This window comes from Paenibacillus sp. JNUCC 35 (assembly GCF_058269095.1).
Genome location: NZ_CM177771.1, coordinates 4,573,015 through 4,596,673 on the forward strand (window position 1 = coordinate 4,573,015; position 23,659 = coordinate 4,596,673).

Annotated in this window: 25 protein-coding genes; 6 read left to right on the forward strand and 19 right to left on the reverse strand. The window is 56.2% G+C overall.

Annotation, left to right across the window (positions count from 1 at the left end; all coding sequences use genetic code 11):
• Window positions 1-12: 12 nt before the first annotated feature.
• From AC2TF6_RS20680 to AC2TF6_RS20710, 7 genes are all read right to left on the reverse strand, one after another.
• Window positions 13-861, reverse strand: coding sequence for a sugar phosphate isomerase/epimerase family protein (locus AC2TF6_RS20680; protein WP_491311697.1), 849 nt, complete (start codon window positions 859-861; stop codon window positions 13-15).
• Between the two features lie 77 nt (window positions 862-938).
• A complete protein-coding gene (locus AC2TF6_RS20685) occupies window positions 939-1,853 on the reverse strand; it encodes a carbohydrate ABC transporter permease (RefSeq protein WP_491308283.1) in 915 nt (304 codons plus the stop codon).
• Window positions 1,854-2,798: a carbohydrate ABC transporter permease gene (locus AC2TF6_RS20690; protein ID WP_491308284.1), complete on the reverse strand. Its 945-nt coding sequence runs from the start codon at window positions 2,796-2,798 to the stop codon at window positions 1,854-1,856.
• A gap of 181 nt (window positions 2,799-2,979) precedes the next feature.
• Window positions 2,980-4,245 carry an ABC transporter substrate-binding protein gene (locus AC2TF6_RS20695; RefSeq protein ID WP_491308285.1) on the reverse strand — a complete coding sequence of 422 codons (1,266 nt, stop codon included), beginning with the start codon at window positions 4,243-4,245 and terminating at the stop codon, window positions 2,980-2,982.
• A gap of 171 nt (window positions 4,246-4,416) precedes the next feature.
• On the reverse strand, window positions 4,417-4,521 hold the full coding sequence (locus AC2TF6_RS20700; protein ID WP_491311698.1) for a DUF2933 domain-containing protein: 105 nt from the start codon (window positions 4,519-4,521) through the stop codon (window positions 4,417-4,419).
• 85 nt (window positions 4,522-4,606) lie between these two features.
• A complete protein-coding gene (locus AC2TF6_RS20705; protein ID WP_491308286.1) occupies window positions 4,607-5,908 on the reverse strand; it encodes an alpha-glucosidase/alpha-galactosidase in 1,302 nt (433 codons plus the stop codon).
• A gap of 145 nt (window positions 5,909-6,053) precedes the next feature.
• Complete coding sequence (locus AC2TF6_RS20710) at window positions 6,054-6,449, reverse strand: disulfide oxidoreductase (RefSeq protein ID WP_405083254.1); 396 nt, start codon at window positions 6,447-6,449, stop codon at window positions 6,054-6,056.
• Between the two features lie 143 nt (window positions 6,450-6,592).
• On the opposite strand from AC2TF6_RS20710, the gene AC2TF6_RS20715 reads away from it, so the two are divergent.
• Window positions 6,593-7,453, forward strand: a complete 861-nt coding sequence (locus AC2TF6_RS20715) for an AraC family transcriptional regulator (RefSeq protein WP_491308287.1) — start codon at window positions 6,593-6,595, stop codon at window positions 7,451-7,453.
• Here the strand turns inward: AC2TF6_RS20715 and AC2TF6_RS20720 are convergent.
• Window positions 7,435-7,893 carry a hypothetical protein gene (locus AC2TF6_RS20720; protein ID WP_491311737.1) on the reverse strand — a complete coding sequence of 153 codons (459 nt, stop codon included), beginning with the start codon at window positions 7,891-7,893 and terminating at the stop codon, window positions 7,435-7,437. The genes AC2TF6_RS20715 and AC2TF6_RS20720 overlap by 19 nt on opposite strands.
• 58 nt (window positions 7,894-7,951) lie before the next feature.
• Between AC2TF6_RS20720 and AC2TF6_RS20725 the strand changes: the two genes are divergently transcribed.
• A complete protein-coding gene (locus tag AC2TF6_RS20725; RefSeq protein ID WP_491308288.1) occupies window positions 7,952-8,527 on the forward strand; it encodes a GNAT family N-acetyltransferase in 576 nt (191 codons plus the stop codon).
• A 245-nt stretch (window positions 8,528-8,772) separates the two neighbouring features.
• Here the strand turns inward: AC2TF6_RS20725 and AC2TF6_RS20730 are convergent, their stop codons facing one another.
• From AC2TF6_RS20730 to AC2TF6_RS20740, 3 genes are all read right to left on the reverse strand, one after another.
• Window positions 8,773-10,086, reverse strand: a complete 1,314-nt coding sequence (locus AC2TF6_RS20730) for an ABC transporter substrate-binding protein (protein WP_491308289.1) — start codon at window positions 10,084-10,086, stop codon at window positions 8,773-8,775.
• A gap of 175 nt (window positions 10,087-10,261) precedes the next feature.
• Entirely contained in the window at window positions 10,262-11,098 is an 837-nt protein-coding gene (locus AC2TF6_RS20735; RefSeq protein ID WP_491308290.1) for a carbohydrate ABC transporter permease, read from the reverse strand.
• Window positions 11,095-11,979: a carbohydrate ABC transporter permease gene (locus tag AC2TF6_RS20740; protein ID WP_491308291.1), complete on the reverse strand. Its 885-nt coding sequence runs from the start codon at window positions 11,977-11,979 to the stop codon at window positions 11,095-11,097. The genes AC2TF6_RS20735 and AC2TF6_RS20740 overlap by 4 nt, the downstream gene beginning before the upstream one ends.
• Before the next feature lie 238 nt (window positions 11,980-12,217).
• Here AC2TF6_RS20740 and AC2TF6_RS20745 point away from each other — a divergent pair, with 238 nt between their 5' ends.
• Both AC2TF6_RS20745 and AC2TF6_RS20750 read left to right on the forward strand, forming a co-directional pair.
• On the forward strand, window positions 12,218-14,035 hold the full coding sequence (locus AC2TF6_RS20745) for a cache domain-containing sensor histidine kinase (protein WP_491308292.1): 1,818 nt from the start codon (window positions 12,218-12,220) through the stop codon (window positions 14,033-14,035).
• Entirely contained in the window at window positions 14,032-15,657 is a 1,626-nt protein-coding gene (locus AC2TF6_RS20750) for a response regulator (RefSeq protein ID WP_491308293.1), read from the forward strand. Before AC2TF6_RS20745 ends, AC2TF6_RS20750 begins: the two co-directional genes overlap by 4 nt.
• Window positions 15,658-15,795: 138 nt before the next feature.
• Here the strand turns inward: AC2TF6_RS20750 and AC2TF6_RS20755 are convergent, their stop codons facing one another.
• The 4 genes from AC2TF6_RS20755 to selD all read right to left on the reverse strand — a co-directional run bounded on the left by AC2TF6_RS20755 (window position 15,796) and on the right by selD (window position 19,444).
• Window positions 15,796-16,137 (reverse strand): YtxH domain-containing protein, encoded by a 342-nt coding sequence (locus tag AC2TF6_RS20755; protein ID WP_009676731.1) that lies wholly within the window; start codon window positions 16,135-16,137, stop codon window positions 15,796-15,798.
• A 422-nt stretch (window positions 16,138-16,559) separates the two neighbouring features.
• The gene (locus tag AC2TF6_RS20760; RefSeq protein ID WP_491308294.1) at window positions 16,560-17,081 is read right to left on the reverse strand and encodes a DUF948 domain-containing protein; all 522 of its coding nucleotides are present in this window, start codon (window positions 17,079-17,081) and stop codon (window positions 16,560-16,562) included.
• Window positions 17,082-17,272: 191 nt separating this feature from the next.
• Complete coding sequence (gene mnmH / locus AC2TF6_RS20765) at window positions 17,273-18,343, reverse strand: tRNA 2-selenouridine(34) synthase MnmH (RefSeq protein ID WP_491308295.1); 1,071 nt, start codon at window positions 18,341-18,343, stop codon at window positions 17,273-17,275.
• Between the two features lie 39 nt (window positions 18,344-18,382).
• A complete protein-coding gene (gene selD, locus AC2TF6_RS20770) occupies window positions 18,383-19,444 on the reverse strand; it encodes a selenide, water dikinase SelD (RefSeq protein WP_491308296.1) in 1,062 nt (353 codons plus the stop codon).
• A 190-nt stretch (window positions 19,445-19,634) separates the two neighbouring features.
• Between selD and AC2TF6_RS20775 the strand changes: the two genes are divergently transcribed.
• Both AC2TF6_RS20775 and AC2TF6_RS20780 read left to right on the forward strand, forming a co-directional pair.
• Window positions 19,635-20,294: a bifunctional 4-hydroxy-2-oxoglutarate aldolase/2-dehydro-3-deoxy-phosphogluconate aldolase gene (locus tag AC2TF6_RS20775; RefSeq protein ID WP_491308297.1), complete on the forward strand. Its 660-nt coding sequence runs from the start codon at window positions 19,635-19,637 to the stop codon at window positions 20,292-20,294.
• Window positions 20,282-21,067, forward strand: a complete 786-nt coding sequence (locus AC2TF6_RS20780) for an MBL fold metallo-hydrolase (RefSeq protein ID WP_491308298.1) — start codon at window positions 20,282-20,284, stop codon at window positions 21,065-21,067. Before AC2TF6_RS20775 ends, AC2TF6_RS20780 begins: the two co-directional genes overlap by 13 nt.
• 313 nt (window positions 21,068-21,380) lie before the next feature.
• Here AC2TF6_RS20780 and AC2TF6_RS20785 read toward each other — a convergent pair whose 3' ends face one another.
• The 4 genes from AC2TF6_RS20785 to AC2TF6_RS20800 form a co-directional block, all read right to left on the reverse strand.
• Window positions 21,381-22,019, reverse strand: coding sequence for a helix-turn-helix transcriptional regulator (locus tag AC2TF6_RS20785; RefSeq protein ID WP_009671457.1), 639 nt, complete (start codon window positions 22,017-22,019; stop codon window positions 21,381-21,383).
• Between the two features lie 111 nt (window positions 22,020-22,130).
• Window positions 22,131-22,562, reverse strand: coding sequence for a DUF86 domain-containing protein (locus AC2TF6_RS20790; protein WP_491308299.1), 432 nt, complete (start codon window positions 22,560-22,562; stop codon window positions 22,131-22,133).
• Window positions 22,563-22,567: 5 nt separating this feature from the next.
• A complete protein-coding gene (locus tag AC2TF6_RS20795) occupies window positions 22,568-22,729 on the reverse strand; it encodes a hypothetical protein (RefSeq protein WP_016423947.1) in 162 nt (53 codons plus the stop codon).
• A 135-nt stretch (window positions 22,730-22,864) separates the two neighbouring features.
• The gene (locus tag AC2TF6_RS20800) at window positions 22,865-23,530 is read right to left on the reverse strand and encodes a tetratricopeptide repeat protein (protein WP_491308300.1); all 666 of its coding nucleotides are present in this window, start codon (window positions 23,528-23,530) and stop codon (window positions 22,865-22,867) included.
• Between the last annotated feature and the right edge of the window lie 129 nt (window positions 23,531-23,659).

Below are 23,659 nucleotides of genomic sequence, written 5' to 3' on the forward strand. Positions count from 1 at the left end.
CACACCGGTTCGCTATTCTCTCTTCAACAGCTCCAGTTGTTTATGCACGTAGTCGAGAGCCTTTACGGAGCCTTCCGCAGGCTCCTCCAGTCCTTCGAACTCGACCGTGAGCCAGCCGTCGTATCCGCTCGCCGCCAGCTCCCGGAAAATATACGGCAGGTCCACGTCGCCGTCTCCCGCTATACGGCCCGCATAGGGCGTGCCGTCCAAGGCGTTTATGCTCCCCTCCGCACCCGGCTCCGTCCGCAGGAAGTCCTTGACGTGGACATGCCCTACCCGGCCCCGAAGCTCTTGTACGGCTGCAGAAGGGTCTTCGCCCACCAGCAGGAAATTGCCGGTGTCGAACGTACTGAGCAGAGCCGGAGAACCCACCTCGCGGATGATCTCCAGCACCTGGTCGCTGCGGCCCGCGAAAAGCCCGTGGTTTTCCAGGCACAGCACCTTGCCCTTCTCTTCCGCATAAGCGGCAGCCGCCTTCAGCCCTTCCAGCACGTAGCCCATGCCCTCGTCCACGGGCATCGTCTCATCCGGCCGGTCTCCGGAGAAAACCCGCACGACGGGCGCTCCGAAATGGACCGCCATATCGACGGCTTCCTTCACTTCCCGGAGCTGGGCGGCCCGTTCTGCGGCATCGGCCGTTACGAAGTTGTTGCACGCGCAGAAGCACGCGACCTCCAGTCCCAGCTCATCCAGCACCCGGTCGATCTCGGGCAGTTCGCGCTCCCGGTCCTTCCAGAAGACGGACAGGAGCTCTACCCCTTCCGCTTTCGTCCCGGCTGCAAAACGGAGAAAATCGGTGACGTCCCATTTTCCCCCGTACCAATAAGCATGAACGCTCCACATGCTGAGGCTAATTTTCATCGCCACTCTTCCTCCTCCTGAATTCTTCTCTGCACGGATCGGCAAGTCGCCGCCCATTACCAATCGGCACGAGCGCCTTATTTAAAACCGGAAAGCGTGGAACCGGCTTTCATAAAATATTTTTGCCCGAAAAAATACAAGACGACCATCGGAATCGTAAAAATGGCGGAAGCGGCCATCAAGAGCTCCCATTGAGCGCCGTGATCCTGCAGAAACCCCTGCAGCCCGACCGTAATGGTCCATTTCGTATTGTCGTTCAAATAAATGAGCGGCCCCATAAAATCGGTGTAGGTCCCCACGAACGTGAACAGGGCAATCGTCATCAGCGGCGGCTTCAGCAGCGGAACGATGATCTGCCCATACGTCCGCAGCTCGGATGCGCCGTCCATTTTGGCCGCCTCGCACAGCTCGCCCGGAATCCCCATCATAAACTGGCGCAGCAGGAAAATGTAAAACGGAGCGCCGAAAAAGCTGCCGATCGTCAGAGGCAGGAACGTATTGATCCAGCCCAGCTTCGCGAAAATGATATAGACCGGAATCATCTGAACTTGGGTCGGCAAAATCATCGTCGCCACGACGAGCGAAAAAATAATGCTCCTTCCGCGCCACGGGATTTTCGTGATGGAATAGGCCACAAGCGGCGCAGAGAAAAGCTGACCGACGATATTGACCGCGCACAGCAGCAGCGTATTGCCCATGTACAGGAAGAACGGAATCGACCCGATGGCTTTCCCGTAGTTGCTCCACTGCCACTTTTCCGGGAAAAAGGCGGGCGGAACCTGGAAGATTTCCGACGGGTTCTTAAGCGAAGTCAGAAGCAGCCAGATGAACGGAAACAGAAAGATAAGGCCGAGCAGCGACAGCGCCGCATGCGGCAGGATCGTCCTGCGGAACACGAGCAGCGGGCGCCTGCGCCTGTTCTTGGGCATTCCGGCAGGCGTACCCGGCAAGACGCTCATCCCGCCCCCTTGAAGGTTCGTGGAAGTTGCCATTCAATCACCTCCGTAATACACCCAGCGGGCGGACGTTTTCAGCACGAGTACGGTCATAAGGACGACGATGACGAACAGAATCCAGGCCAAGGCAGACGCATAGCCCATTTTCAGATACATGAAGGCGGTCTGATACAAATAAACGGCGTAAAACATCAGGGAATGATCCGGTCCCCCCAAGGCGCCGCCCTGGTTGCCTCCCGTCAGAATGAACGATTCCGTAAAGATCTGAAACGACCCGATGAGGCCCATAATGAGCTGAAAGAGGAGGACCGGAGAGAGCCCCGGCAGCGTAATGTGCCAGAACCGACGCCACACGCTTGCCCCGTCGATCGAGGCCGCTTCGTAAAACTGCCGGGGAATCCCCTGCAGCGCCGCCAGAAATATGAGCGATCCCGCACCGGAGCCCCACAGACCCATCAGGATGAGAGAAGGCTTCGTATAACGCGGATCGAGCAGCCAGGCCGGGTCCGGAAGATGCAGCGACCGCAGCAGCATGTTGATCAGCCCGTAGTCCGGATTAAGCAGCCACGTCCAGAGGATAGCACTTGCCACTACCGGGATCACCGCCGGCAAATAATAGACCGTCCGGTAAAAAGCGATCCCCTTTACCTTGACGTTCAGCAGCAGGGCGATCAGCAGCGAGCTGAGAAGCCCGATCGGCATGGAGATAAACGCCATGAAGAACGTATTGCGCAGCGATTTGTAGAACGTCTCGTCTTTTAAAATCTCCATGTAATTTTGCAGGCCCACCCACTGGGGCGAATTGAACAAATCATAGCTTGTAAAGCTGAAATACAGGGAACCGAAAAACGGATACACGGTAAACGCGAGAAACCCGATGATCCAGGGCAGAGCAAAGGCCGTACCGACCCAGAAATCCCGTCTGGCTTTGCGGGAGCGCGCAGGACGGCCGGCGCGGGCATTCAGCGTATCGGCGCTCATGACGGATCTCCTTTCGGAAAATCGGCCTCCCGCCTGTCTGGAGACGGAGCGGCCGGAATAGCGCCGCCCCCGTGTCCGGACTGACAGGCGGAGGCAGCTTGGTCGTGCGCAATCGGCACAACAACATCAATATGAAGTAAGCGCTTGCAAACGTTGGGCGCAAGTCCTTTTTACCTGCAAATTATTTCCCGACCAGCGGCTGGATTTTATCCTTGATCTGTTTGAGCCCTTCATCCACTCCGACTTTTCCACGGAGGATGTCGTTGTACTTTTTCGTAATTTCGTCCATATATTCGTTCATAAAAGGCAGCGTCGGAAACGACTTGAGGTTCGGGCTCTTGGCATATTCGGTATATTCCTTGAAGCCCGGAACACTGTCGTACGTCTTATCGTCGAGCGACGAAAGCCGGGTCGGCAGGTTGCCGAGCGCAGCCGTGAATTTCACCATCTGCTGCTTCTCCGTCAGCCACTTCAGGAACGTCCAGGACTGGTCCGGATGCTTGGCGCCCTTGGGGATGTAAAAGACGCTGGTGGCGATGCTGCCGGCGTTTTTCAGCTGTGGTTTATCCTCGCTGTAAGGGATGGGCGCGATGCCGTAGTTCAGACCCGGCGCATACTGCTTAATAAACGTCGGCAGCCATTCTCCGTCCAGGGCCATCGCGTATTTTCCCGAGAAAAACGGGTTCTGCGAAGACTGGTACTTGCCGAGGGACGCCGAGAAACGGTCGAGGTTTTCCGTGCCGTACTTATCCCACAGCTCTTTGGAAAGCAGAATGGCCTGCTTAAAGCCCGGATCATCCGGCGTGACTTCCTTCTTGGCCGGGTCCCAGAACTTGCCGCCGAACACTTGCGTAAAAGTATATGCGTCCGCTCCGGGCCATAAACCCAGCCGGTCGAGCCTTCCGCCCTCCTGGACCACGCTTAATTTTTCCGCGTACGTTTTCAGTTCGGCGATCGTTTTGGGCGGGCCGTCGAAACCCGCTTCCTTCAGGAGATCTTTGTTGTAGTACAGCATGCTGAAATGCATCGCAACCGGGATCGCATAGGTTTTGCCTTCGTATTGGGAAGTGGACAGGGCGGAGGGAATAAAATCGGCAAGATCGACCTGGTCTTTCTTGATGTACTCGTCTAGGGGAATCATCGCGCCTTTCACGCCCCAGGAAGCGACGTTCTGGCCGAATTGGGAAGCGATATCGGGGGGATTGCCGCCGGTAATGGCGGTCAGCTGCTTCTGGTAGTCACTCTGGCTGAGGCCTTTCACTTTGATGCCGTCATGGGTGTCGTTAAATTCCTTGATCAGTTTCTCCAGCGCTTCGGCTTCCGGTCCGGTCCAGCCGTACCAGAAGTTAAGCTCTGTCTTTCCGCCACCGCCGACTGCGGAACACCCCGACAGGGCGGCCGCCGACGCCATAACGGCAGCCAGCATACCCGCTGTGAATTTACGCATACCTGGACCTCCTCGTGAATAAGTGAACGTGATCCTTCCAGCATGGTGAATCCTTTATGCAGTTTTCGGCCTCCTTTTCGCAACGCTCGAACTTAAGATGGGGTTATCATAGCACCCTCAAAATGAAAAGGAAACAACTTTTTTTATTATAATTTTAGGCGGAAATAATTTTCAAAATAACGTCGAACGGTGCATAAAGAAATGAATACCTGGGCATCTGGCGGTGAGCTTAAAGGGGGACTTCGGGAGGAGGTGCGCGGCGTTTTTTTGCCTAATGGTCGGAAAGTGTGTCGGAAACTATTTTTTGCGCGAAAAAAAGGACCGGAATTCATGGAAAAAAATTTCGGTCCTTTCTCTCCTATCAGGATGTATAGGCAGGCAACCAATCTCCGTGCGCTTCGATCAGTTCATCGCAGAGGGCCACGATATCGTCGATCGAGAGTTCCGCGGACGTATGGGGGTCCAGCAGAGCCGCATGATAAATATGCTCCTTCTTGCGTGTAACGGCCGCTTCGATCGTCAGCAGCTGGGTGTTGATATTCGTGCGGTTCAGCGCCGCCAACTGAGGAGGCAGATCGCCGATATACGTGGGTGTAATGCCGCTGGCATCGACCAGGCACGGCACTTCCACGCAGGCTTCCTTCGGCAGATTCGTAATCAGCCCGGTATTCATTACGTTGCCCCCCATCTTGTACGGGACGTTCGTCTCCATCGCTTCGATCATGTAGGAAGCATATTCGCCGGACCGTTTGTGCTCAAGCTGCGGGTTGTTGACCAGCTCCGCACGAAGATTTTTCCAATGCTCGATCTGGTTTACGCATCTGCGGGGATATTCGTCCAACGGGATGTTGAACTTCTCAATCAGTTCAGGGTAATTCCGTTTGATGAAATACGGATGATACTCCGCATTATGCTCGGACGACTCCGTTACATAATACCCGAACCGGAACATAAGCTCGAAACGCACCATGTCGTGGTGTTTTTCTTTCTGTTTTTCCTTCGCCAGCCGCTTGATTTCGGGATATAAATCTTTGCCGTCCTTCGTCACTTCAAGCAGCCAAGCCATATGGTTGATGCCGGCGATTTTGGACTGGACGCCTTCGGGATCGATGCCCAGATGCCGGAACATAGACGGAACACAAGCCTGGACGCTGTGGCATAGGCCGACCGTTTTGACGCCGCCGTACGTATTGAGCACGTTCGTAAGCACGGCCATCGGATTCGTGTAGTTAAAGAACCAGGCGTCCGGACACACTTCCCGGATGTCCCGGGCGAAATCGAGCACGACCGGGATCGTACGCAGATTGCGAAAGATCCCGCCGATACCGACCGTATCGGCAATCGTCTGGCGCAGGCCGTACTTCTTCGGAATTTCAAAATCCGTAATCGTACACGGATCGTATCCGCCGACCTGAATCGCGTTGATGACCACCTTAGCTCCGCGGAGCGCTTCCTTGCGGTCGCTGTACGCCTTGATCCGGCATGTGCTGCCTACGGTGTTTTTGATATGGTTCAGCATCGTCTCGGAATCGCGCAGCCGCTCCCCGTCAATATCGAACAAGGCGAGCTCATAGCCCTGCAGCGCCTCCGTCACCATGCAGTCCCCTAATATATTTTTGGCGAACACCGTGCTGCCTGCGCCCATGAACGTAATTTTGGACATCTCTTCTCATCTCCCGACTAAAAAAGTGGAATGCCTATACCTAGCACTATACCGTCTTAAGGCGGCACCGCACATGGAGACATCCCACTTTCGTATGGAGATTTGTAGTGTGAAAATGGCCGGCAAATAATCCGAACGGAAAGTCTTATCTTTCTTTACGCATTTGGACCCACAGAAGACCGAGAATAACGGTGATCAGCGTAAAAGCCGTGAAGGCCAGCAGCGGAATCGTAATAAATCCGAGCCAGTCGATGTAATCCTGATCGCATGCGACGATGCCGCATTTGGAAGCTGCCTCTTTAAACAGAGGCGTTTTTTGCATAAGATAGTGATAGAGGGAAATTCCCATCCCCCAGACGGAGAACGGCAGCGCGTAAATGACCTGCTTGTTATCCTTGCGCGTTGCGGCGATTCCGAGAATCAGCACAAGCGGGTACATCAGGATACGCTGGTACCAGCACAGCTTGCACGGCGTAAAATCCATTATTTCCGAGAAATAGAGGCTGCCGAGCGTAGCAACCACGGAAATGGCCCAGGCCATGTGAAGGGCGTTATTTTTTAGAAACGAGTTCGATTTCAATACGGTATTGCTCCTCTCCCGGCTCAATCTTGACGTGCATGTTTTATTATAAAAAATGAAGCGTCCGAAGTCTATCGTTCTTCTATCGTGATTGGAGGCTTATCATGCTTAAACCGTTTCACTCTGTGTCGGTCAATCCCTATAACGGCAAAGGAGAGCTGTTCGTCCTGTTCGCGGGTTACGGCCAAACCGCTCCGTGCCACGAAGTCGGTCCGCAGATGCTGGATTACTACCTGATTCATACCGTGGAATCCGGAAAGGGCCGCTTCAGCTGCCTCGGCAAAGAATACGAGCTCGGACCGGGCGACACCTTCGTGATCTTCCCCGGTGAAGTCGTCACGTACGCCTCCGACAAACGCGACCCGTGGCGTTACAGGTGGATCGGCTTCAAAGGCAGTTCCGCCGACGACCTGTTGATCCGCCTCGGCATTACGGCGCAAAGGCCGGTCGTACATGCGGAGGGGCTTCCCCGCCTGCCTGTCTTCCTGCGCCGGGCCGAGCGGGCGCTGCGGGAGGCGGGCCCGGCCTGCGACCTCCAGGCGGAGGGCGAGCTGCGGCTGCTGCTTGCCCGGCTTGCATCGCACGCCGAAGTCCCCCGCCGCAGAGGAGAGGAAACCGACGCCGGGCGGCAGCAGATCGACCGCGCCGTGAGGTGGCTGCAGCTGCAGTACGCCCAGCCGGTGACCATCGAGCAGCTTGCGCAGCATATGGGCTACCACCGGACGTACTTGTCGAAGCTGTTCCGGCAGCATACGGGCCTCACGCCGACGCAGTTTCTGCTCAAAATCCGGATGGAGCGCGCCAAGCTTCTCATGACGGAGGGCTCGACGATCGAGCAGATCGCCTACTCCGTAGGCTTCTCGGATCCGCTCTATTTCTCGAAACAGTTCAAGAAATGGTTCGGCTGCACGCCTTCCGAATACCGCACCAAGCATGGACGGCTTGCCTACGACTGCTCGCGGTAGAGAAAGCGGAGCGAGGCCGGGAAACAGGCGGACGTATGGAAAAGGACGTACGTACGGGAGGCGGTCGTACGGAAAAAGACGGCGGCAGGCGGGAGCAGCCGCTCCGCACAGCGCGGGGCATGTGGGTGACCGCCGTCAGGCGACGCCACACCTTTCCGAGCGCTTGGAGGGGTCAGGTCGATCCGTCCGTTCAGAAAAGCGCGCTTGGTGAACTCACCAGGCTCGGCAGCGCCGTCTGCCAGCCATTGTGCTGCCGCTCCACCGCTGCTTGACACTAACGGATGGAGCGGCCTCGCGGGGCTCGCCTGACGCCTTGCTCTCCGGATGCCGCAATCGCTGCACGTGCCGATCTGCCCATACTCTCGGGCGGTCAGAGCGGCTCGCCCGAATCGCACGCCGACCGTTCGGTATGGGCGACAGCGTCCCAGCTCCTTGCTCACTCACATGATTTTACGCCCATATAAGCGAATACACAGACAGGAAAGGAATCCAAAACCTATGAATCGCATTTCCCTGCTCTCCCCCGGCGGCCGCTTCGAAACCGGCCGCCTGTACCTCCGGCTGTTAGCGCCGGAGGATGCCCCCGCGCTGCTGGACTACCGGCAGCGCAACCGCGCCGAGCACGCTCCGTGGGAGCCCGTGCGCGGCGAAGCGTTCTTCACGGCCGAAGCGCAGCAGGCGGCCATCCGCGGATTCGAGGACGAATCCGCGACCGACCGCGCCTACAGCTTCGGCGTGTTCCATCAGCCGGACGGCCTCCTCATCGGGACGGCCCGGCTGAGCCACATCGGCCGCGGTCCGTTCCAGAACGCGTACGTCGGCTACAGCATCGACGCGGCGCACGGCGGCCGCGGCCTGATGACCGAGGCGCTGCGCGAATGCCTGCGCATCGCCTTCGGCCCCCTCGGCCTGCACCGGGTGCAGGCCGCGATCATCCCACGCAACGCGCGTTCGCTGCGTGTGGCGGAGAAGTGCGGCTTCGTGCGGATCGGCCTCAGCCCGCGGTATTTGAACATCGCCGGCGTGTGGGAGGATCACATCTTGTTTGCGCTTACAAGTGAAGATTTCGGATGATTCCGTATGGAGTTTTCCTACAGTAGAAACATACATTTTTTTCTAGTTCTATTGCAATTATCATACAAAAACGGACAAGTTTCAAGCGTTTGTCCAAGCTCTCTTCCTTGTATACGACTGGCGAAAATTTTCCTCGTTTCTCCATTTCATGAACGCAAAATTTGTATGTTTATCCGTTCTCGAAAAGCAGCTAAAAAAGCCCGGCATCCGTCTTAAACGGATGCCGGGCTTTTCCTCATATTCCGTTATTTCTTCAAGCTGTCCCAAGCTTTCTGGAAGTCTTGAAGCATTTGATCCTTGCTGATCTGTTTGCCTACATAACCCTGCATGGTGTCGCCGAACTTCTTGGAAGTCGCTTCGCCGCCAGGGAATTTGAACCAGTTCCAGGAAAGCGTTTTGCCGTCTTTCGCGTATTTCATAATGTCGGCGGCAAGAGGGCCCACGACTTTTTCATCCACGGAGATGGTTTTGAAAGCCGGAATGAACTTGAATTCGTTGGTGATATACTTTTTACCCATATCGGACGTTACGAGCCAGTTCAGGAACTTTTTCGCCTCATCCTTGTTCGGTGAGTTCTTGTTGATGACCCAGTTGTTCGGCACGCCCACGAGCAGTTTGTCGTTTGCGGCGGCATCGTCAGAGATCGGCATCGGAAGGAAACCGATGTTGATGTTCGGATTCGTTTTGGAAATTTGAACCTGCGTCCAGTTGCCCTGCTGCGTCATAGCGGCTTTGCCGGTTGCAAACTCCGTTACTTGTGTGTTGTAGTCGGTTTGCAGCGGGTTTTTGTTACCGTATTTGAGCGTCAGGTCAAACAGCTTTGCCCAGTTGTCGAACACGGCATTGCCCGGAATTTTTTGCGAGCCGTCGTTCAAGCCTTTAATGAATTTGTCGGGATCCGGCTGGTTCGCAAACGGAACGTTCACGAAGTGGTTGCCGAGTACCCACCACTCGCCATAGCCGTTCACGAATGGCGTAGTGCCTGCCGCCTGCAGTTTCTTGGCCGCGTCTTCCAGCTGTGTCAGCGTCTTCGGAAGCTCGGTGATTCCGGCTTTCTGGAACAGATCTTTGTTGTAGATATAGCCGTAGCCTTCGAGACCTACCGGCATGCCGTAAATTTTGCCGTCTTTGGAAATCGGATCGCCTGCGCCCTGCGCCAGGTCTTTTACCCATGGCTGATCGGACAGATCTTCCAGATGCTCCTGCCAGACGTCCAGATCGGAGTTGCCCCCGTTGTTGAAAATGTCGGGCTTATCGCCGGAGTTGAATTTCGCTTTCAGCGCCGCGCCGTAGTCCGCGCCGCCACCGACCGTCTGAACTTCGATTTTGACGCCGGTTTCTTTCTCGTATTCGGCAATCAGTTTGGAAAGGGCCTCGGCGATTTCCACTTTAAACTGGAACATTTTCAGTGTGACGTTTTTCTTCTCGCCGCCTGCCGCGGGGGAACCCGATGGAGACGCTCCGCCTTGTCCCTGGTCTTTATTGCCGCAGCCTGCGAGCAAACCGCCTACGAGAGCGGTGGTCAGACCTACCGCGATCCATTTTTTATTTCTAGTCATGAAAGAAAACCTCCCTTTTCTAATGCATACCTGTTTGCTTGCATAAGCCTGATCTATCGGTGCTGCTCTATGCGGTAAACCCCGGTAATCGGGATAATCGCCGTTCTCTTGTGATGCGAAAAATGGTTGCCATGGCGAAAAGTACCGGTTCCGGCCGAAGTTAAGCCGGGTGTGCTCAGCCCTTGACCGAGCCTGCCGTGATGCCTTCGATGATGTGTTTTTGCAGCAGCAGGAAGAAGATGATGATCGGCAGAACGCCCAGCGTCAGCGCCGCCATCGCGAGATCCCACTGCTTCGTGTACTGACCGAAGAACGCGTAAGTGGCGAGCGGAATCGTATGCAGCTTCGTGTTCGTCAGAACGAGGGACGGAAGCAGGTAATCGTTCCAGATCCACAAGCTGTTAAGCAGAATCACGGTTACCGCGATAGGCTTCAGCAGCGGGAATACGATCCGCCAGAAAATGCTGAACCATCCGCAGCCGTCCACCGTAGCCGATTCCTCGATTTCCTTCGGAATGCTTTTGATAAATCCGTGGAACAGGAAGACGTTCAGGGAAACCCCGAAGCCGAAGTAGCAGACGACAAGTCCGAGCCGGCTGTCCATCAGCCCCAGGTTGCTGGCAACCTTTACGAGAGGAATCATGATGGACTGGAACGGGATGACCATCGCCGCTACGAACAGCAGGAACAGTATGTTGTTCAGCTTGGTGGGCTTGCGGACGAACCGGTAAGCCGACATGGAGGCGAAAATAACGAGTCCGATGTTCGACAGCACCGTAATCATCAGCGAGTTACCCATCACTTGCGGAAAGTGGATGATATCCACGACTCTGGAGTAGTTGTCCAGGCTGAACGATTTCGGGAGCGAAGCCGTATTTTGCAGCAGCTCCGCGAACGGTTTAAACGAATTTACGAGAACGAAGTAGAACGGGACAAGGAATAGGATGCCCAGTAAAGCCGTAAGAACTTCCAGAATAAAGGTCCGCGACGTATACTTGCTTCCGCTGCTCATGATTCCACCTCTTTCCGCTTGGTGTAGGAAACCTGGATGAGGGAGATCAAAGCGACCACGAAGAAGAAGATCAATGCTTTCGCGGTACCCAGGCCGAGCCGGTTATTGCGGAACGCTTCCTGGTAAATGTTCAGCGCTACCGATTCCGTGGAGTTGAACGGTCCGCCTTTTGTCAGGGACAAGTTCAGGTCGAACATTTTGAACGCCCAGGAGATCGTCAGGAACAGGCAGACGGTAAAGGCCGGCATGATCAGCGGCATCGTCACGCTGCGCAGCAGCTGCCATCTTCCCGCACCGTCAATCGTGGCCGCTTCCATCAGGTCTTTGGGCACGTTGGCCAGCGCCGCGATGTAGATGACCATCAGGTACCCGGCTCCCTGCCACACCGATACGATGACGATTCCCCAGAAGGCCGTAGGCGCGTCGCCCAGCCATGGAAGATTAAAGAACGAGATTCCCGTCATCTCCCCGATCGAAGCGAAGCCTTTTACGAAGATAAACTGCCAGATAAAGCCGAGCAGCAGACCCCCGATAACGTTCGGCATAAAGAACACGGTCCGCAGAACGTTGCGCGTTTTGAACGCTTTCGTCAGGAGCAGAGCCAGGACAAACCCGACCAGGTTCGTTAAAATAATCATGGCCGCCGAAAACCGGATGGTGAACCAGAAGGCATTATGGAAATCGGTATCTTCGAAAATGATCCGTTTGAAGTTGTCCAAACCGATAAATTTGACCCCTTCGCTGACTCCGTTCCATTCCGTAAAGGCGTAGTAAAGGCTCATCAGAAACGGAACGACGACGATCAGGGTGAAGAATAAGAGCGCGGGTCCGACAAATACCCATTGCTGGAGCCCGTCGTGCGTTTTGGAGCGAGTAGTCAAGATTTCCCTCCCCCTTTCTGAATGAAATCGCTTTCAAATGTGTCTTTTTTTGATTTATACTGTGATTGTAATTCAGTTTAACGGCGTTAAACACACCTTAAATTGCTCCTTTGGTGGACTATTTTGCGCTTGGGGCAAAACTTTCGCCCGTGTATTTGCACGCCCGGCATCCTGATGTACACTTACTATGCCGACAAGAAGCCGGCATGACCACTAAGCAGCGACAGGGGGAATTCCGATGCGGTCCAGACTCCGCAACAAGCTGATCGCCTTTATTCTGGCGGCGACGATCCTGCCGATCGCGACTTCCATTCTCGTCTCTCACTTCTATACGAAGTCCAAGCTGGAAGACAAGGCGATCCGGGACAATCTGAATCTGATTCACCAGGGAAAGCTCAATCTGGATACCTACCTCCAGAGCGTCGAGCAGAATATGAAGCTTCTCTACCACAATACCGTGATGATGGAAATACTGGAGAACCGGACGGATAACTTCTTCTCCGAGTCGCGTCTGTTTCTGACGGAGCAGGAAATTTTGCGCTCCATGCAAACGCTGAAATATGCGTCGCAGGATGTGCGGCAAGTTTACTTATATGTGGAACAAGCGCGCAAATCGTATCTTTTATCGGAAAACAGGCTCGTGCGAACCGACCAGGGAGCCGCGCCGTTCAAACCGGATATCCGCCGGGAAGAAAGCCGGATTGCGCCTCCCCACCCCATGTCCGCCTACGGCAAACAATTTTTCTTCTACTCGTCCGGAGACGTATTCACCTACCAGACGGCCTTGACCAACATCGTGGACAACATTCCGCTCGGCTCTCTGTCCCTGGATTTCTCGCCCGACACGATTAAAGCGATCTGTGACGAGCTTTACACCAAAGGAAGCGAAGAACTTTATATTATCGGGCCGTCCGGCGAAATTATGTACCAGGCCCATCCCGATCCCGAAGGAAGCAAGAAACCCGTGCCGTGGCTTCAGGAGCTTAAGAAATCGGCCGCCCAGGCGGAACGCGGTTACTTCCGTTCGGAGGATGCTTCCTACAACGGCATTCATATTTACGAAAGCATTCATGCGCCCGGAGGCAGCTGGCTTCTCGTCAAAGGAGTTCCGGACTCCGTTCTTTACAAAAGCCAGCGGGAGCTTACCGGCATATGGACGCTCGTCGGCGTTATTTTTCTGGGATTGGCTACCGTCGTGACGATCTATGTCTCCCTGCGGATGACGGCCCCCATCTCCGCGCTGATCGGCTATATGAACAAAATCGAGTCCGGGAACATGAACGTGGACATCCGGGTCAAAGCCGACGACGAGCTCGGCATACTCGCCAGACGCTTCCGTTCGATGATGCACACTATCAATGAATTGATTCTCCGGGAATATAAGCTGGAAGTCGCGAATAAAACGAATGAGCTCAAAGCGCTGCAGGCCCAGATTAACCCGCATTTTATTAATAATGCCCTGCAGTCGATCGCCGCCCGTTCCCTCCAGAAGGGAGACCGCGAGGTGTACTCCCTCATCTCTTCGCTCGGCAAAATGATGCGGTACAGCATGAAAACGGAAGAAACGATCGTTCCGTTAAAAAGCGAATGGGACTATGCGAAGTCCTATATCAAGCTTCAAAAACAGCGATTCCGCGACCAGTTTGAAGCGGAAATGGAGCTCGAACCCGGCCTGGAATCGATTCTCGTGCCCAAAATGGTCATCCAGCCGCTTGTCGAAAACTATTTCAAGCACGGATTCGATGGCAGCCGGAGCGATAACATCGTCCGCATCGTATGCCGCTCCTCCGGTAACCGCAGCCTGCTTCACATCGAAGTCTCCGATAACGGACTCGGCATCGGAGAGAATGAACTGACGGCGCTGCGCGCGGACCTGGAAGCCTGTATGGCGGAAATGGGCGAGCCCGGCAGCCATATCGGCCTGGCCAACGTGCTTTCCCGCCTCAAGCTTTATTACCGGGAACAGACCACCATGGAAATTGACCGCGGAGAAGACGTCGGTTTCCGCGTCTTGCTGACGTTACCGATTATGCAGGAAGAAGGTGAACCCGAATGAAGGCGCTCATCATTGATGACGAAACTCACGTCCGAGAGACGATCCGGCTGCTCGTGGACTGGCAGCAGTATGGCATTACCGAAGTACTGGAAGCTTCATCCGGCGAAGAAGGCATCCGGCTGATGACAGCCGAGAAGCCCCAGCTTGTCTTTACCGACATCATGATGCCGGGCCTGACGGGGCTTGACGTGCTCAGCCGGATCGCCGAGAGCGGCGTTCCGATCAAAGCGATCGTCATCAGCGGCTATGACGATTTCACTTACGTGCGCAGCGCTCTCCAGTTCGGCAGCTTCGATTACCTGCTCAAGCCGATCGACGAAGAGGAGCTGGAAGAAGCGGTCGGCCGGGCTGTCGCGGCCTGGCGCAGCGAAGAGAACGAACGCACCCAGCGGCTGCAGTCGGAGACGAAAGCGAACCTGTACAAACCGATGCTGGCCGACAAGAGCTTCGTCCAGCTGCTGCTCGATCCCGAGCAGTATCCCCTTCACGCGGAAACGCTGGAGCGTGAATTCGGCATCGGCCGGGATCAGAAGCAGGTGCTCGCCGCCGTCGTCTCCCTCCAGCCGCTGGATGCGAGGCTGCAGGCGAAGTTCGAGAGCGCGATGGATCTGCTCTTGTTTGCAGTCACGAACATATGCAGCGAATTTATGAGCAAAAGCAATCTCGGCCTCGCGTTCCGCCACTGGCACCGTCATGCGGCCGTCCTGCTCTTCTTCGACCGCTTCCACCAGGCCGGCGCGATCCTGGAAGAGATCAACGCGGGTCTGTATGCCGCGCTGCGCGGGAACTTCCACCTCGGCTACGGAACGGTCCAGCCGTTTCCCTCCGGGATTCAGCGCACGTTCCACGAAGCGGAGACGGCCCTTCAGCTGCGCAACCTCCGGGAGCAGGACATCTTCCTGCATCCCTATCACGTGCGCAGGCAGGCCCTCGGCACTCTGCAGGCGCCGCTGGCCGCACGCGAGGACGAGCTGACGCTGGCGGTCCGGATGAACGACTTGGCGGGCATCCGCCGCGTACTGGAGCAGTGGGAGCTGCAGATCCGCAAGCTCCCGTATATCCACACCCGCCAACTGGAAATGTGGTGGCAGGAGTTCACCCTCCTGCACAGCCGGCTGCTGCTGGAGAACGAGGTCGATGAGGACGGCGAGGAACAGCTCGGCACGGCGGACGACTTGTCTTTCTGCCTGCCGCTTGACGAGCACGGAAAGCCGGACCTGGCCATCTGGACGAAGCGGATGGAATCCATTCTGACCGGCATCGCCCAGTTTCTGCTGCGGGGCGACCGGAATTCGGTGATCCGCAGCATCGAGAAATACGTGCGGCTTCATTACCGCGAACAAATTCTGCTCGACGATTTGTCCGAGAGGTTCCATCTCAGTCCAAGTCATATTTCCCGCTCGTTCAAGACCGAATTCGGAGAAAATTTATCGGATTACGTGACGCGTCTGCGCATTAACAAAGCCAAGCTGCTGCTGGCCGATCCGGAGCTGAAGATCAATACGGTCGCGGAAGCGGTCGGCTACCAGGACGAGAAATATTTCAGCCGCGCTTTCAAAAAAAGCGAAGGCATCTCCCCGAATCTGTTCCGCAAGCGGAACGCTTGTCCGGCAGTGGATTAAAGGGCGGCTGGCCGTCTGCACAAGTGCCTCCTTCCCCGGGTCTGGGTTCCCGCCGGCATTCCATGCAATCGATCCTTACTTTGGTTCTATAAAGAAGCGGCGGCCCGTGAGCGGGCCGCCGCTGTTCTTTTGCTTTTTTTATTTCCCGAGAATGACCAGATCCTGCGCCGCCTCGGAAGCCGCAATTTCCTCCGCCGCCAGCTTGCCGGGAATTTGGCCTTCACCGCTTTTAAAAGAGCGGATTCCTTCCGTCGCGTTGAGCGTAACTTCTTTCGCTTTGCCGACCAGCTCAGACGTCTTCTCCCCTACGGTGCGTGCGATTTCCTGCGTTTTCTCCGACACGTTGGCCGCCTGCACGGCAATATCCGAACGCAGCTCCTTGCCCGACTTGGGAGCGAATAGCAGCGCCGTCACCGCGCCCACAACACTTCCGAACAACGCTCCGAATACCAGATCTTTCGTTCTTGTCGAGTTAGCCATTTACCATCTCTCCTTTAAAATTGGTGGGGTCTTTCCGGACCGCGCGAAACGTTATCCGGCAGTCCGGCCTTCCGGTGCATCCGTTCTCTGCCGATCGGCAGCCTAGCCCTTGCGTCAGCGGGGGCGATACATCGGTGGCCTGGCGGCTTTGGTCTGCGGCTCACGGCTTCCGTTCTCTTGCTTACGCCTTACGGCGTACGCTTTCGGCTCACTGCTCACGGGGCACGGCACTTGGCACTTGGCACTTGGCACTTGGCACTTGGCACTTGGCTCTTGGCGCACGGCACTTGGCTTTCAGCCTTCAGCCCGGGCCTTCCGCCTTCGAGCCTTCGGGCCTTCGGGCGGACCTATGGCTTTCAGTTTCCGGCACACGGCAACCGCCTTGCAGCTTCCGGCTGTCGGTATCCGCGGTTCTGCCGCCTTTACAGACCACCCGGGGAAACGCCGTTTCCCCGAGGGTCCGGGGACGGAGCGCCTGAATCCGGCGAAGGTGCGGAGGACCCGGCTGCGGTTTCGCTTCTGCTGTTCTGCCACCGGCGCCACAGCTCGATTCCCGCTGCCGTCCAGTCGGCTGCTTCCACAATCCGGTTCTGCCGGGTATGTACAGCCTGCTGTACCTTCAGAACCGACTCCGCCAGTGCGGACGCCGCGCCGCCGACAGCTTCCGCGCCTTCATGCAGGGCGGCGCCGAACTTTGCAGCTCCGTCCAGAACACCTCCGGCGGCGCGGAGGTGCGACCGTGTCTCTGCGGCGAGCTCTTTCGTCTCCTCCAGAAGCTCCGCTGTCCGGTCCGCCGTCTCCTCCAGCCGCAGCCGGGACTTTCCGAGCGCTTCCTCCAGCCGGATCAGCGACTGCCGGAACGCCTGCAGCGCCAGTACCGCCTGCCAGACCAGGATCGCAAACACGATTGCCGCACAGACCGCGGACAATTCGACCCACGTCATCCTTTCGCCACCTCCGCTGTTAGTGTGCCCCCGCTGCGGCTGTCTGTCTTCTAGACGAATGCCCAGGGGATAATACAGTATAAGCGTATCTCCCGTTTTTGACACAGCTTCCGGAAGAAAAATGGAGAAAAACGTAAAAACACCCGTCCACCCCGCATAAAACGGGAGGAACGGGTGCATGAAACAAATCGTCAGACAGCGTTCGATGACTGAACTTTAGGGCGATAGCCCGGGAAACGCTCTTTCAGCTGAGCCGTTACCAAGCGGAAAGCTTCGTCCGTATCCGCGGCCTGCAGGGTAACGGTTTCCTGCTCATAGTTTTGGGCGGCATGCGCATAGCGGGGGTCGTAATAATGCTCCAGCATCAGAGCGACCGCCTCGCCAAACCGGTCTTCCTTCAAATACTGCTCGATGGCAGCCGCAATGGGCGAATGAATCCGCTTTTTAATGAGTTGATACGCATCGATACATTCTTCTTTATGCAATAACGGCTGGTAGTCCGCCACGATATTAGCTACACGGCGCTCCATTGGAATGTCCAGGAAAAGGGGGATTCCCGTTTCCTTCGCATTGAACAGGAAATCGGGCATGACTACCTTCCCGACGCGTTTGCTCTCGGCTTCCACGAGGACGAAAGGCTGTTCATTGACTTCCATCAGCTCATGGACCAGCCTCGACTCGAACGTCTTCTGATTGCTGGGACGCAGTCCGATCTGCCCGAAAATAGAGCCGCGGTGCTGCGCCATCGTCTCCAGATCCAGCACCGGATATCCCGCTTCTTTCAGCTTCTGAAGCAGCTCGGTTTTGCCCGAACCGGTCGGACCGCCGATCACGACGCAGACCGGCTTGAACTCGAACGTTTCCAGCTTTTCATGCGTCCATTTGCGGTAAGAACGGATTCCGCCCGACAGCCTGTACATCTGAATTCCCATCAGGGATGTCACGGTCGCGGCAGTTTTGCTCCGCATGCCCCCGCGCCAGCAGAAGACGGCCTTCTGGCCGGGAATTTCTTCGAATTGTTTAATAAATGACGGCAGCTTGGCCGAAAAAATCTCCAGCCCCTTCTCCTTCGCCGCCTGAACACTGACCTGTTTATAAATGGTGCCGACTTCCTTACGTTCCCCGTTGTCGAACACCGGAATATTTCTGCTTCCGGGGATAGTGAACTCTTCGAATTCTCCCTCCGAGCGCACATCGATCAGTTGGATGCCCCGCTGCTCCTGCAGCTCAAGTAGTTGTTCAACCGTAATATCACGAAACATTGCTGCAAACACTCCTTTGATTTGCCGGAAAACGGTCTGTTAACGGATGGTTTTCGCGACGGCAATCCGTCCCGGATGATCGGCCGTCGTTTCGCCGATCATCGCCGCTTCGACGCCTGCGGCGAGCAGCCGGGCCAGCAGCTCGTCCGCATCCGCAGCCGCCGCCGAAATGAGCAGCCCGCCGGATGTCACCGCGTCGCACAGCATCCACTGGCCGATTTGATCGATAGACGGATCGAAATCGACCGTATCCTGTACGTGCGCGAAATTGTTCTTCGTGCCGCCCGGTACGAAGCCGGCTTCGGCCAGCTCGCGCACGCGCGGAAGAAACGGCACGTCATCGGCGCCGATGCGCACGCCTACGCCGCTGCCTTTGGCCACCTCGGACGCGTGTCCGAGGAGCCCGAAGCCGGTAACGTCCGTGCACGCGTGCACCTCGAAGCCGTCCATGACTTCGGCGGCCGTTTTGTTGAGGGTCGCCATCACGGACGTGACGCGCTGCACTTCTTCCTCGCTGAGCTGATCCTTTTTGATGGACGTCGTCAAAATGCCCACGCCGATCGGCTTCGTCAGAATGAGCTTGTCCCCGGGCTTCGCTCCCGCATTGGTCCGCACCCGGTCCGGATGAATCAGTCCCGTTACGGCAAGGCCGAATTTCGGCTCGTTATCGTCGATGGAATGGCCCCCCACAAGCGTAGCGCCGGCTTCCTGGACTTTATCGGCCGCCCCTCTCAAAATATCGGTAAGCACCTGCTTATCGAGCGTTTTGATCGGAAAAGCCACGATGTTCAGCACAGTCAGCGGTTTGCCGCCCATGGCGTAAATATCGCTGATCGCGTTCGCTGCCGCAACTTGGCCGAAAGAATAAGGATCGTCTACAATCGGAGTAAAAAAATCGACGGTCTGCACGAGAGCCAGATCATCGCTCAGTTTATATACACCCGCATCGTCGCTCGTATCCAGACCGACTAGCAGATTCGGATTCGGCATTGGAGTCGGCATGCCCCGCAGAACCTGAGACAAATCGGCGGGACCGATTTTACAGCCGCAGCCTCCTTTGCTGGAGAGGGAAGTTAATTTGACGGGTTGAGTTTCTTTCATGGGGTTCACCCTTTTCACACAGAATGGTTGACGCACTTCTTCTATTGTATACCAAGCTTGCGGTTTCTTAAAATAATCTTGTCCTTCGTCCCTCCCCCGGTTGGTCATGACGCCGCGCCTTTTCATGTGATAACATGAAGCTATACGGGAGTCTCTCCCGCTTAAACAACCGAAAGCGAAGTGAACGACAGTGGAACGTGAACAGGGACTCCAGGAACTGGAACGCACCCGACTTATCGCCATTCTCCGGGGCGTCAAACCGGGACAAATTATCCGCACGGCGGAAGCGATGCTGGAAGGCGGTGTTACCGTCCTCGAAGTAACGCTTAATACGGACGGGGCACTGGACATGATCCGGGAACTGAGAAGCAGGCTCGGCGGCCGCATGTTTATCGGGGCGGGCACTGTGCTGGACTTGGAGGATGCCAGACAAGCCATCGAAGCCGGTGCCTCTTTCCTCGTTACCCCGAACACCGACGAGGCCGTGATCGCGTATTCGGTTTCGCAAGGCATCCCGATCTTCCCCGGCGCGATGACGCCGACCGAGATTGTCCGGGCCTGGAAAGCCGGCGCGCAGGCCGTCAAGGTGTTCCCGAGCACCGGTCTCGGCCTTACGTACATACGCGAATTGATGGGACCGCTGGACCGGGTGCCTATGGTCGCCGTCGGCGGCGTCACGGCCGGCAACATCGGCGAATATTTGCAAGCGGGCTGCTATGCGGCCGGCGTAGGCAGCTCCTTGTGCAAGCTCGCCGATATTGATGCGGGCCGCTTCGACGTCATCACCGCGAATGCACGTCGGTTTGCGGAAGCCGTCTCCCAGTGGAGGGAAGCCGCGTGGACGTCCTGACGTTCTTCGGCACCGGCGACTCGATGGGCGTCCCCCGCGCCTACTGCGATTGCGCCGTCTGCACGGAAGCCCGCACAACTGGGATCAACCGCAGACTGCGCTCGTCCGCCCTGCTGGACACCGGCACGGCCGAAGGCAGCCTACTCCTCGACTGCGGGCCGAACTGGGGCCTGCAAATGGAGCGGGCCGGCCTTAGAGATCTGCGCCATGTGCTCATTACCCATGCGCATTATGATCATATCGGCGGCCTTCCGGAGTACGCCGATCTATGCCGCTGGCTGGGCATCCGCGGCAAAGTGTATGCCGCCGCGGAGGTCGTGGACCGGATCCGCGCCATCTTTCCCTGGATCGACCGCAATCTCGATTATATCGCGGTCGATGAAGGCTTCTCCTTCGGCGGCTGGGAGATCCGCCTGTGGAAGGTAACGCACGGGGCAAACGGATTTTCCTTTGCCCTGCGGTTCGACCGCAAGGAGGATTACAGCTTCGTCTACTGCCCCGATTCCATCGGCTTGAACGAGCGGGAGAAAGCTCCTATGCGAGGTCTTGATCTCCTTGTGCTCGGCACGAGCTTCTACAAGGAGGAAGGGGCCGGCCGCTCCGTCTACGATGTGACGGAAGCGCTTGAGCTGCTGCGGGAAGTGAAACCGTCCCGCACTGTTTTCACGCATCTGTCGCACGGAATCGACCTGTTGGAGGACTACGCGCTCCCCTCCGGCGTCAGGTTCGCTCAGGCCGGGCTGAGCATTGCTCTGTCCCGCGATTCCGGCTAACGACAGGTTCCTGTGCTCCGTGCGGATAAGAAGCGCGATGTCGCACGAGCCGCCGGTTATACAGCCGCTCCCGCTCCTGCTCCTGCGATGCAGCATTGTGTTCTTCGCAGCCTCCTGTGAAGCTTGGCCGCTGTCTTCATCCCCTTATATTATTCCGGACTGGCACCCGATAGTAGAAGGAATGCCCTAGGCATGGCCCCCGCCCCCGAGTTCTTCGGCAGCTCTATACAGGCAAAAAGAAGAAGCCCGCCCCGACGTCCGTAAGGACAAGGTTGGCTTCTTCTTTTCGTTTTAACGCGGCCGGTTCTATAAATCAGAAGCTCTCCGCCCGGCGAATCTGATACACGCACTTGGTCCCGCCTTTGGCCAAACATTCGGTGCGTTCGACCGGCGTTCCGAGCAGTTCCTGGAACAAGGCAAGCTCACATTGACAGGCCTGCTGGTATTGGTCCGCAACCTGGGCGATCGGGCAGTTATGTTCATTCAGAATATAATCCCCGTTCTCCCCCTGCTCCAGACTTACCATATAGCCGTTGTCGTTCTGAATCCGGGCCAGTTCGGCGACCTTCTCCGGGAAAGACTTGCCTTCCATCCGGGAGCCGTAACGCTCCGAAAGCTTGTCTTTACGCCTTTGAAAAAGCCGCGTCAGCTTCCCTTCGCCTTCTTCCGCAACCAGCTCCTCCAGAAGATCCAGAGTCAGCGCATTGTATTTCTTGGGAAATAAATCATCCGCTTCTTTCGTGAGCGAATACATATGCAAAGGCCTGCCCATTGCCTGGCGTGCCAGCTTTGATTCGATAAAACCATCTCGATCCAGCGTGTTTAAATGGCGTCTGACGGCCATCTCCGTAATCCCAAGCTCCTTGGCAAGTTCCCCTACACTGAGAGGGCCCCGGGTCCTGAGCAGAGATAACACGATTTTGCGGGTCGACAGCTCTGCGTCGCGATACATGAGAATCACCTGCCTGATGCCTAGATAGTCTCATTGTATCGTAACCTTTGGCATAAGTAAATTATGAAACATAAAAGTATAAAAACACCGGGATGCGTCTCTCGCCGAGTGTCAGATCATTTCTTTTTCAATAAAAGCTTCCACCGAACGGGTGAAATCCGGGAGAATCGCGGGCAGTTCTTTCAGCAGAGGGTGAACCCCTTCTCTGGAAAACGTATCGTACTCCTGTACGAGAGGCCTGCGAAGTTTCACCAGCGACAACAAGGCCGCTGTCGTTTCCTCCGAAAACACTTTTTCCGTTCCCAAAATGTCGATAATGTCCTCATAGCTGCTCGCGTCCCTCATCAGAAAGCCGTCAATGATCAGGCTCCCCACGTCCGTGACGGTTTCGATCGCCAGATGAAGAACACGCTCCTGGGCCAGGTACGTGATCAGGCGCTTGTCCCCGCTTGAGAATGCCTGCTCCAACTCGCTGCAGCCTGTCAGCAGTTCGGGTACGAAAGCGAGTCTTTGCTTGATTTGATCCACATTAACATAATACATGGCGGTTATTTCCGCCTCCTTTTCTTGCTCCATTTCGACCAGACCAGCATAATCACGAACATAATCACGACGATTATGACCAGAAGTACGCTCTGCATCAAGTATTCCATGCTGAGCTTGGACTTCCCGCTATCACCGGCGGCCGCTGCAATGTACATTAGATCCATCTGTGTTCCAGTACCTTTCTTGTCGGCTTGCGCCGCTTTCTTCTCTCAACTAAGTGTAGCCAACCCCCGGCGCCGCCGTCAAGCGAAGCCGCGGGCTTCAGGGCAACAACTTTCGCAAGCGTTTGACGCCAGCCGTCACTTAAACCGGGCGAGGATCGCCCAACGGCGCTGTTTGCGCCTGCTGTATTTAGGCAGAGATTTGTATACGTCGACGGATTCCCGGAAAGCTTCCTTCGCTTGTTCGGTACGGCCGAGCTTGCGGTAAAGCAGCCCCAGCCGATAATAAGCTTCCACCGAAGAAGATTGTTCGTCGCGGAAACGCTCCAGCATGTCCACGGCCTGCCGGGGTTCGCTTTCCGCGAGGGCTTCGCCCATTTGCAGATAGGGATCGCCGTATTTGACGCGGGGGTTAAGCTCCAGCGCTTTTGTCATGTAAGCAAGGCCTTCTTGCAGCTGATCCATTTTCAGCAGACACAGGCCGATTTCGTAGGAAACATCCGCCGATTCGGACATGACCGGCTCCACCTCGCGCAAATAGACAAGCGCCTCGCGGTATTTCCGTTTGTCGATCAGCAGACGCGCCAGTTCCAGCTTCGAGGAAGCGTGGTGCGGATTCGCGCGCAGCTCCTGCCTCAGCTGCGAGATGCGCCGGTTTCTTTTCAAGGGCCGCAGCAGACTGGGTGAAAGACCGATAAAACGGCGGTCGATGATATACAAAAGGACGAGCAGAATGATCAATGCGAGCAGAGGACTCCGGGTGATATAGAGCAAGAGCGAGAACAGAAAAAATTTTCCAAGCAAACCTATCTCTCCTTCCGACCTTTTCTTTCCGCAACTTATCGTACCATAATTTCCAAAAAACCTCATGAAATTGTTTGTGTGACATTGTTGTGACAGCCGTCTGCGGAGGCCGGGACATTTTTCCTGAAG

Coding starts and splice junctions, on each gene's coding strand:
- AC2TF6_RS20680 (WP_491311697.1), bottom strand. CDS start 861: ATGAAAATTAGCCTCAGCATGTGGAGCGTTCATGCTTATTGGTACGGG.
- AC2TF6_RS20685 (WP_491308283.1), bottom strand. CDS start 1,853: ATGGCAACTTCCACGAACCTTCAAGGGGGCGGGATGAGCGTCTTGCCG.
- AC2TF6_RS20690 (WP_491308284.1), bottom strand. CDS start 2,798: ATGAGCGCCGATACGCTGAATGCCCGCGCCGGCCGTCCTGCGCGCTCC.
- AC2TF6_RS20695 (WP_491308285.1), bottom strand. CDS start 4,245: ATGCGTAAATTCACAGCGGGTATGCTGGCTGCCGTTATGGCGTCGGCG.
- AC2TF6_RS20705 (WP_491308286.1), bottom strand. CDS start 5,908: ATGTCCAAAATTACGTTCATGGGCGCAGGCAGCACGGTGTTCGCCAAA.
- AC2TF6_RS20710 (WP_405083254.1), bottom strand. CDS start 6,449: ATGGCCTGGGCCATTTCCGTGGTTGCTACGCTCGGCAGCCTCTATTTC.
- AC2TF6_RS20715 (WP_491308287.1), top strand. CDS start 6,593: ATGCTTAAACCGTTTCACTCTGTGTCGGTCAATCCCTATAACGGCAAA.
- AC2TF6_RS20725 (WP_491308288.1), top strand. CDS start 7,952: ATGAATCGCATTTCCCTGCTCTCCCCCGGCGGCCGCTTCGAAACCGGC.
- AC2TF6_RS20730 (WP_491308289.1), bottom strand. CDS start 10,086: ATGACTAGAAATAAAAAATGGATCGCGGTAGGTCTGACCACCGCTCTC.
- AC2TF6_RS20735 (WP_491308290.1), bottom strand. CDS start 11,098: ATGAGCAGCGGAAGCAAGTATACGTCGCGGACCTTTATTCTGGAAGTT.
- AC2TF6_RS20745 (WP_491308292.1), top strand. CDS start 12,218: ATGCGGTCCAGACTCCGCAACAAGCTGATCGCCTTTATTCTGGCGGCG.
- AC2TF6_RS20750 (WP_491308293.1), top strand. CDS start 14,032: ATGAAGGCGCTCATCATTGATGACGAAACTCACGTCCGAGAGACGATC.
- AC2TF6_RS20755 (WP_009676731.1), bottom strand. CDS start 16,137: ATGGCTAACTCGACAAGAACGAAAGATCTGGTATTCGGAGCGTTGTTC.
- AC2TF6_RS20760 (WP_491308294.1), bottom strand. CDS start 17,081: ATGACGTGGGTCGAATTGTCCGCGGTCTGTGCGGCAATCGTGTTTGCG.
- mnmH (WP_491308295.1), bottom strand. CDS start 18,343: ATGTTTCGTGATATTACGGTTGAACAACTACTTGAGCTGCAGGAGCAG.
- selD (WP_491308296.1), bottom strand. CDS start 19,444: ATGAAAGAAACTCAACCCGTCAAATTAACTTCCCTCTCCAGCAAAGGA.
- AC2TF6_RS20785 (WP_009671457.1), bottom strand. CDS start 22,019: ATGTATCGCGACGCAGAGCTGTCGACCCGCAAAATCGTGTTATCTCTG.
- AC2TF6_RS20790 (WP_491308299.1), bottom strand. CDS start 22,562: ATGTATTATGTTAATGTGGATCAAATCAAGCAAAGACTCGCTTTCGTA.
- AC2TF6_RS20795 (WP_016423947.1), bottom strand. CDS start 22,729: ATGGATCTAATGTACATTGCAGCGGCCGCCGGTGATAGCGGGAAGTCC.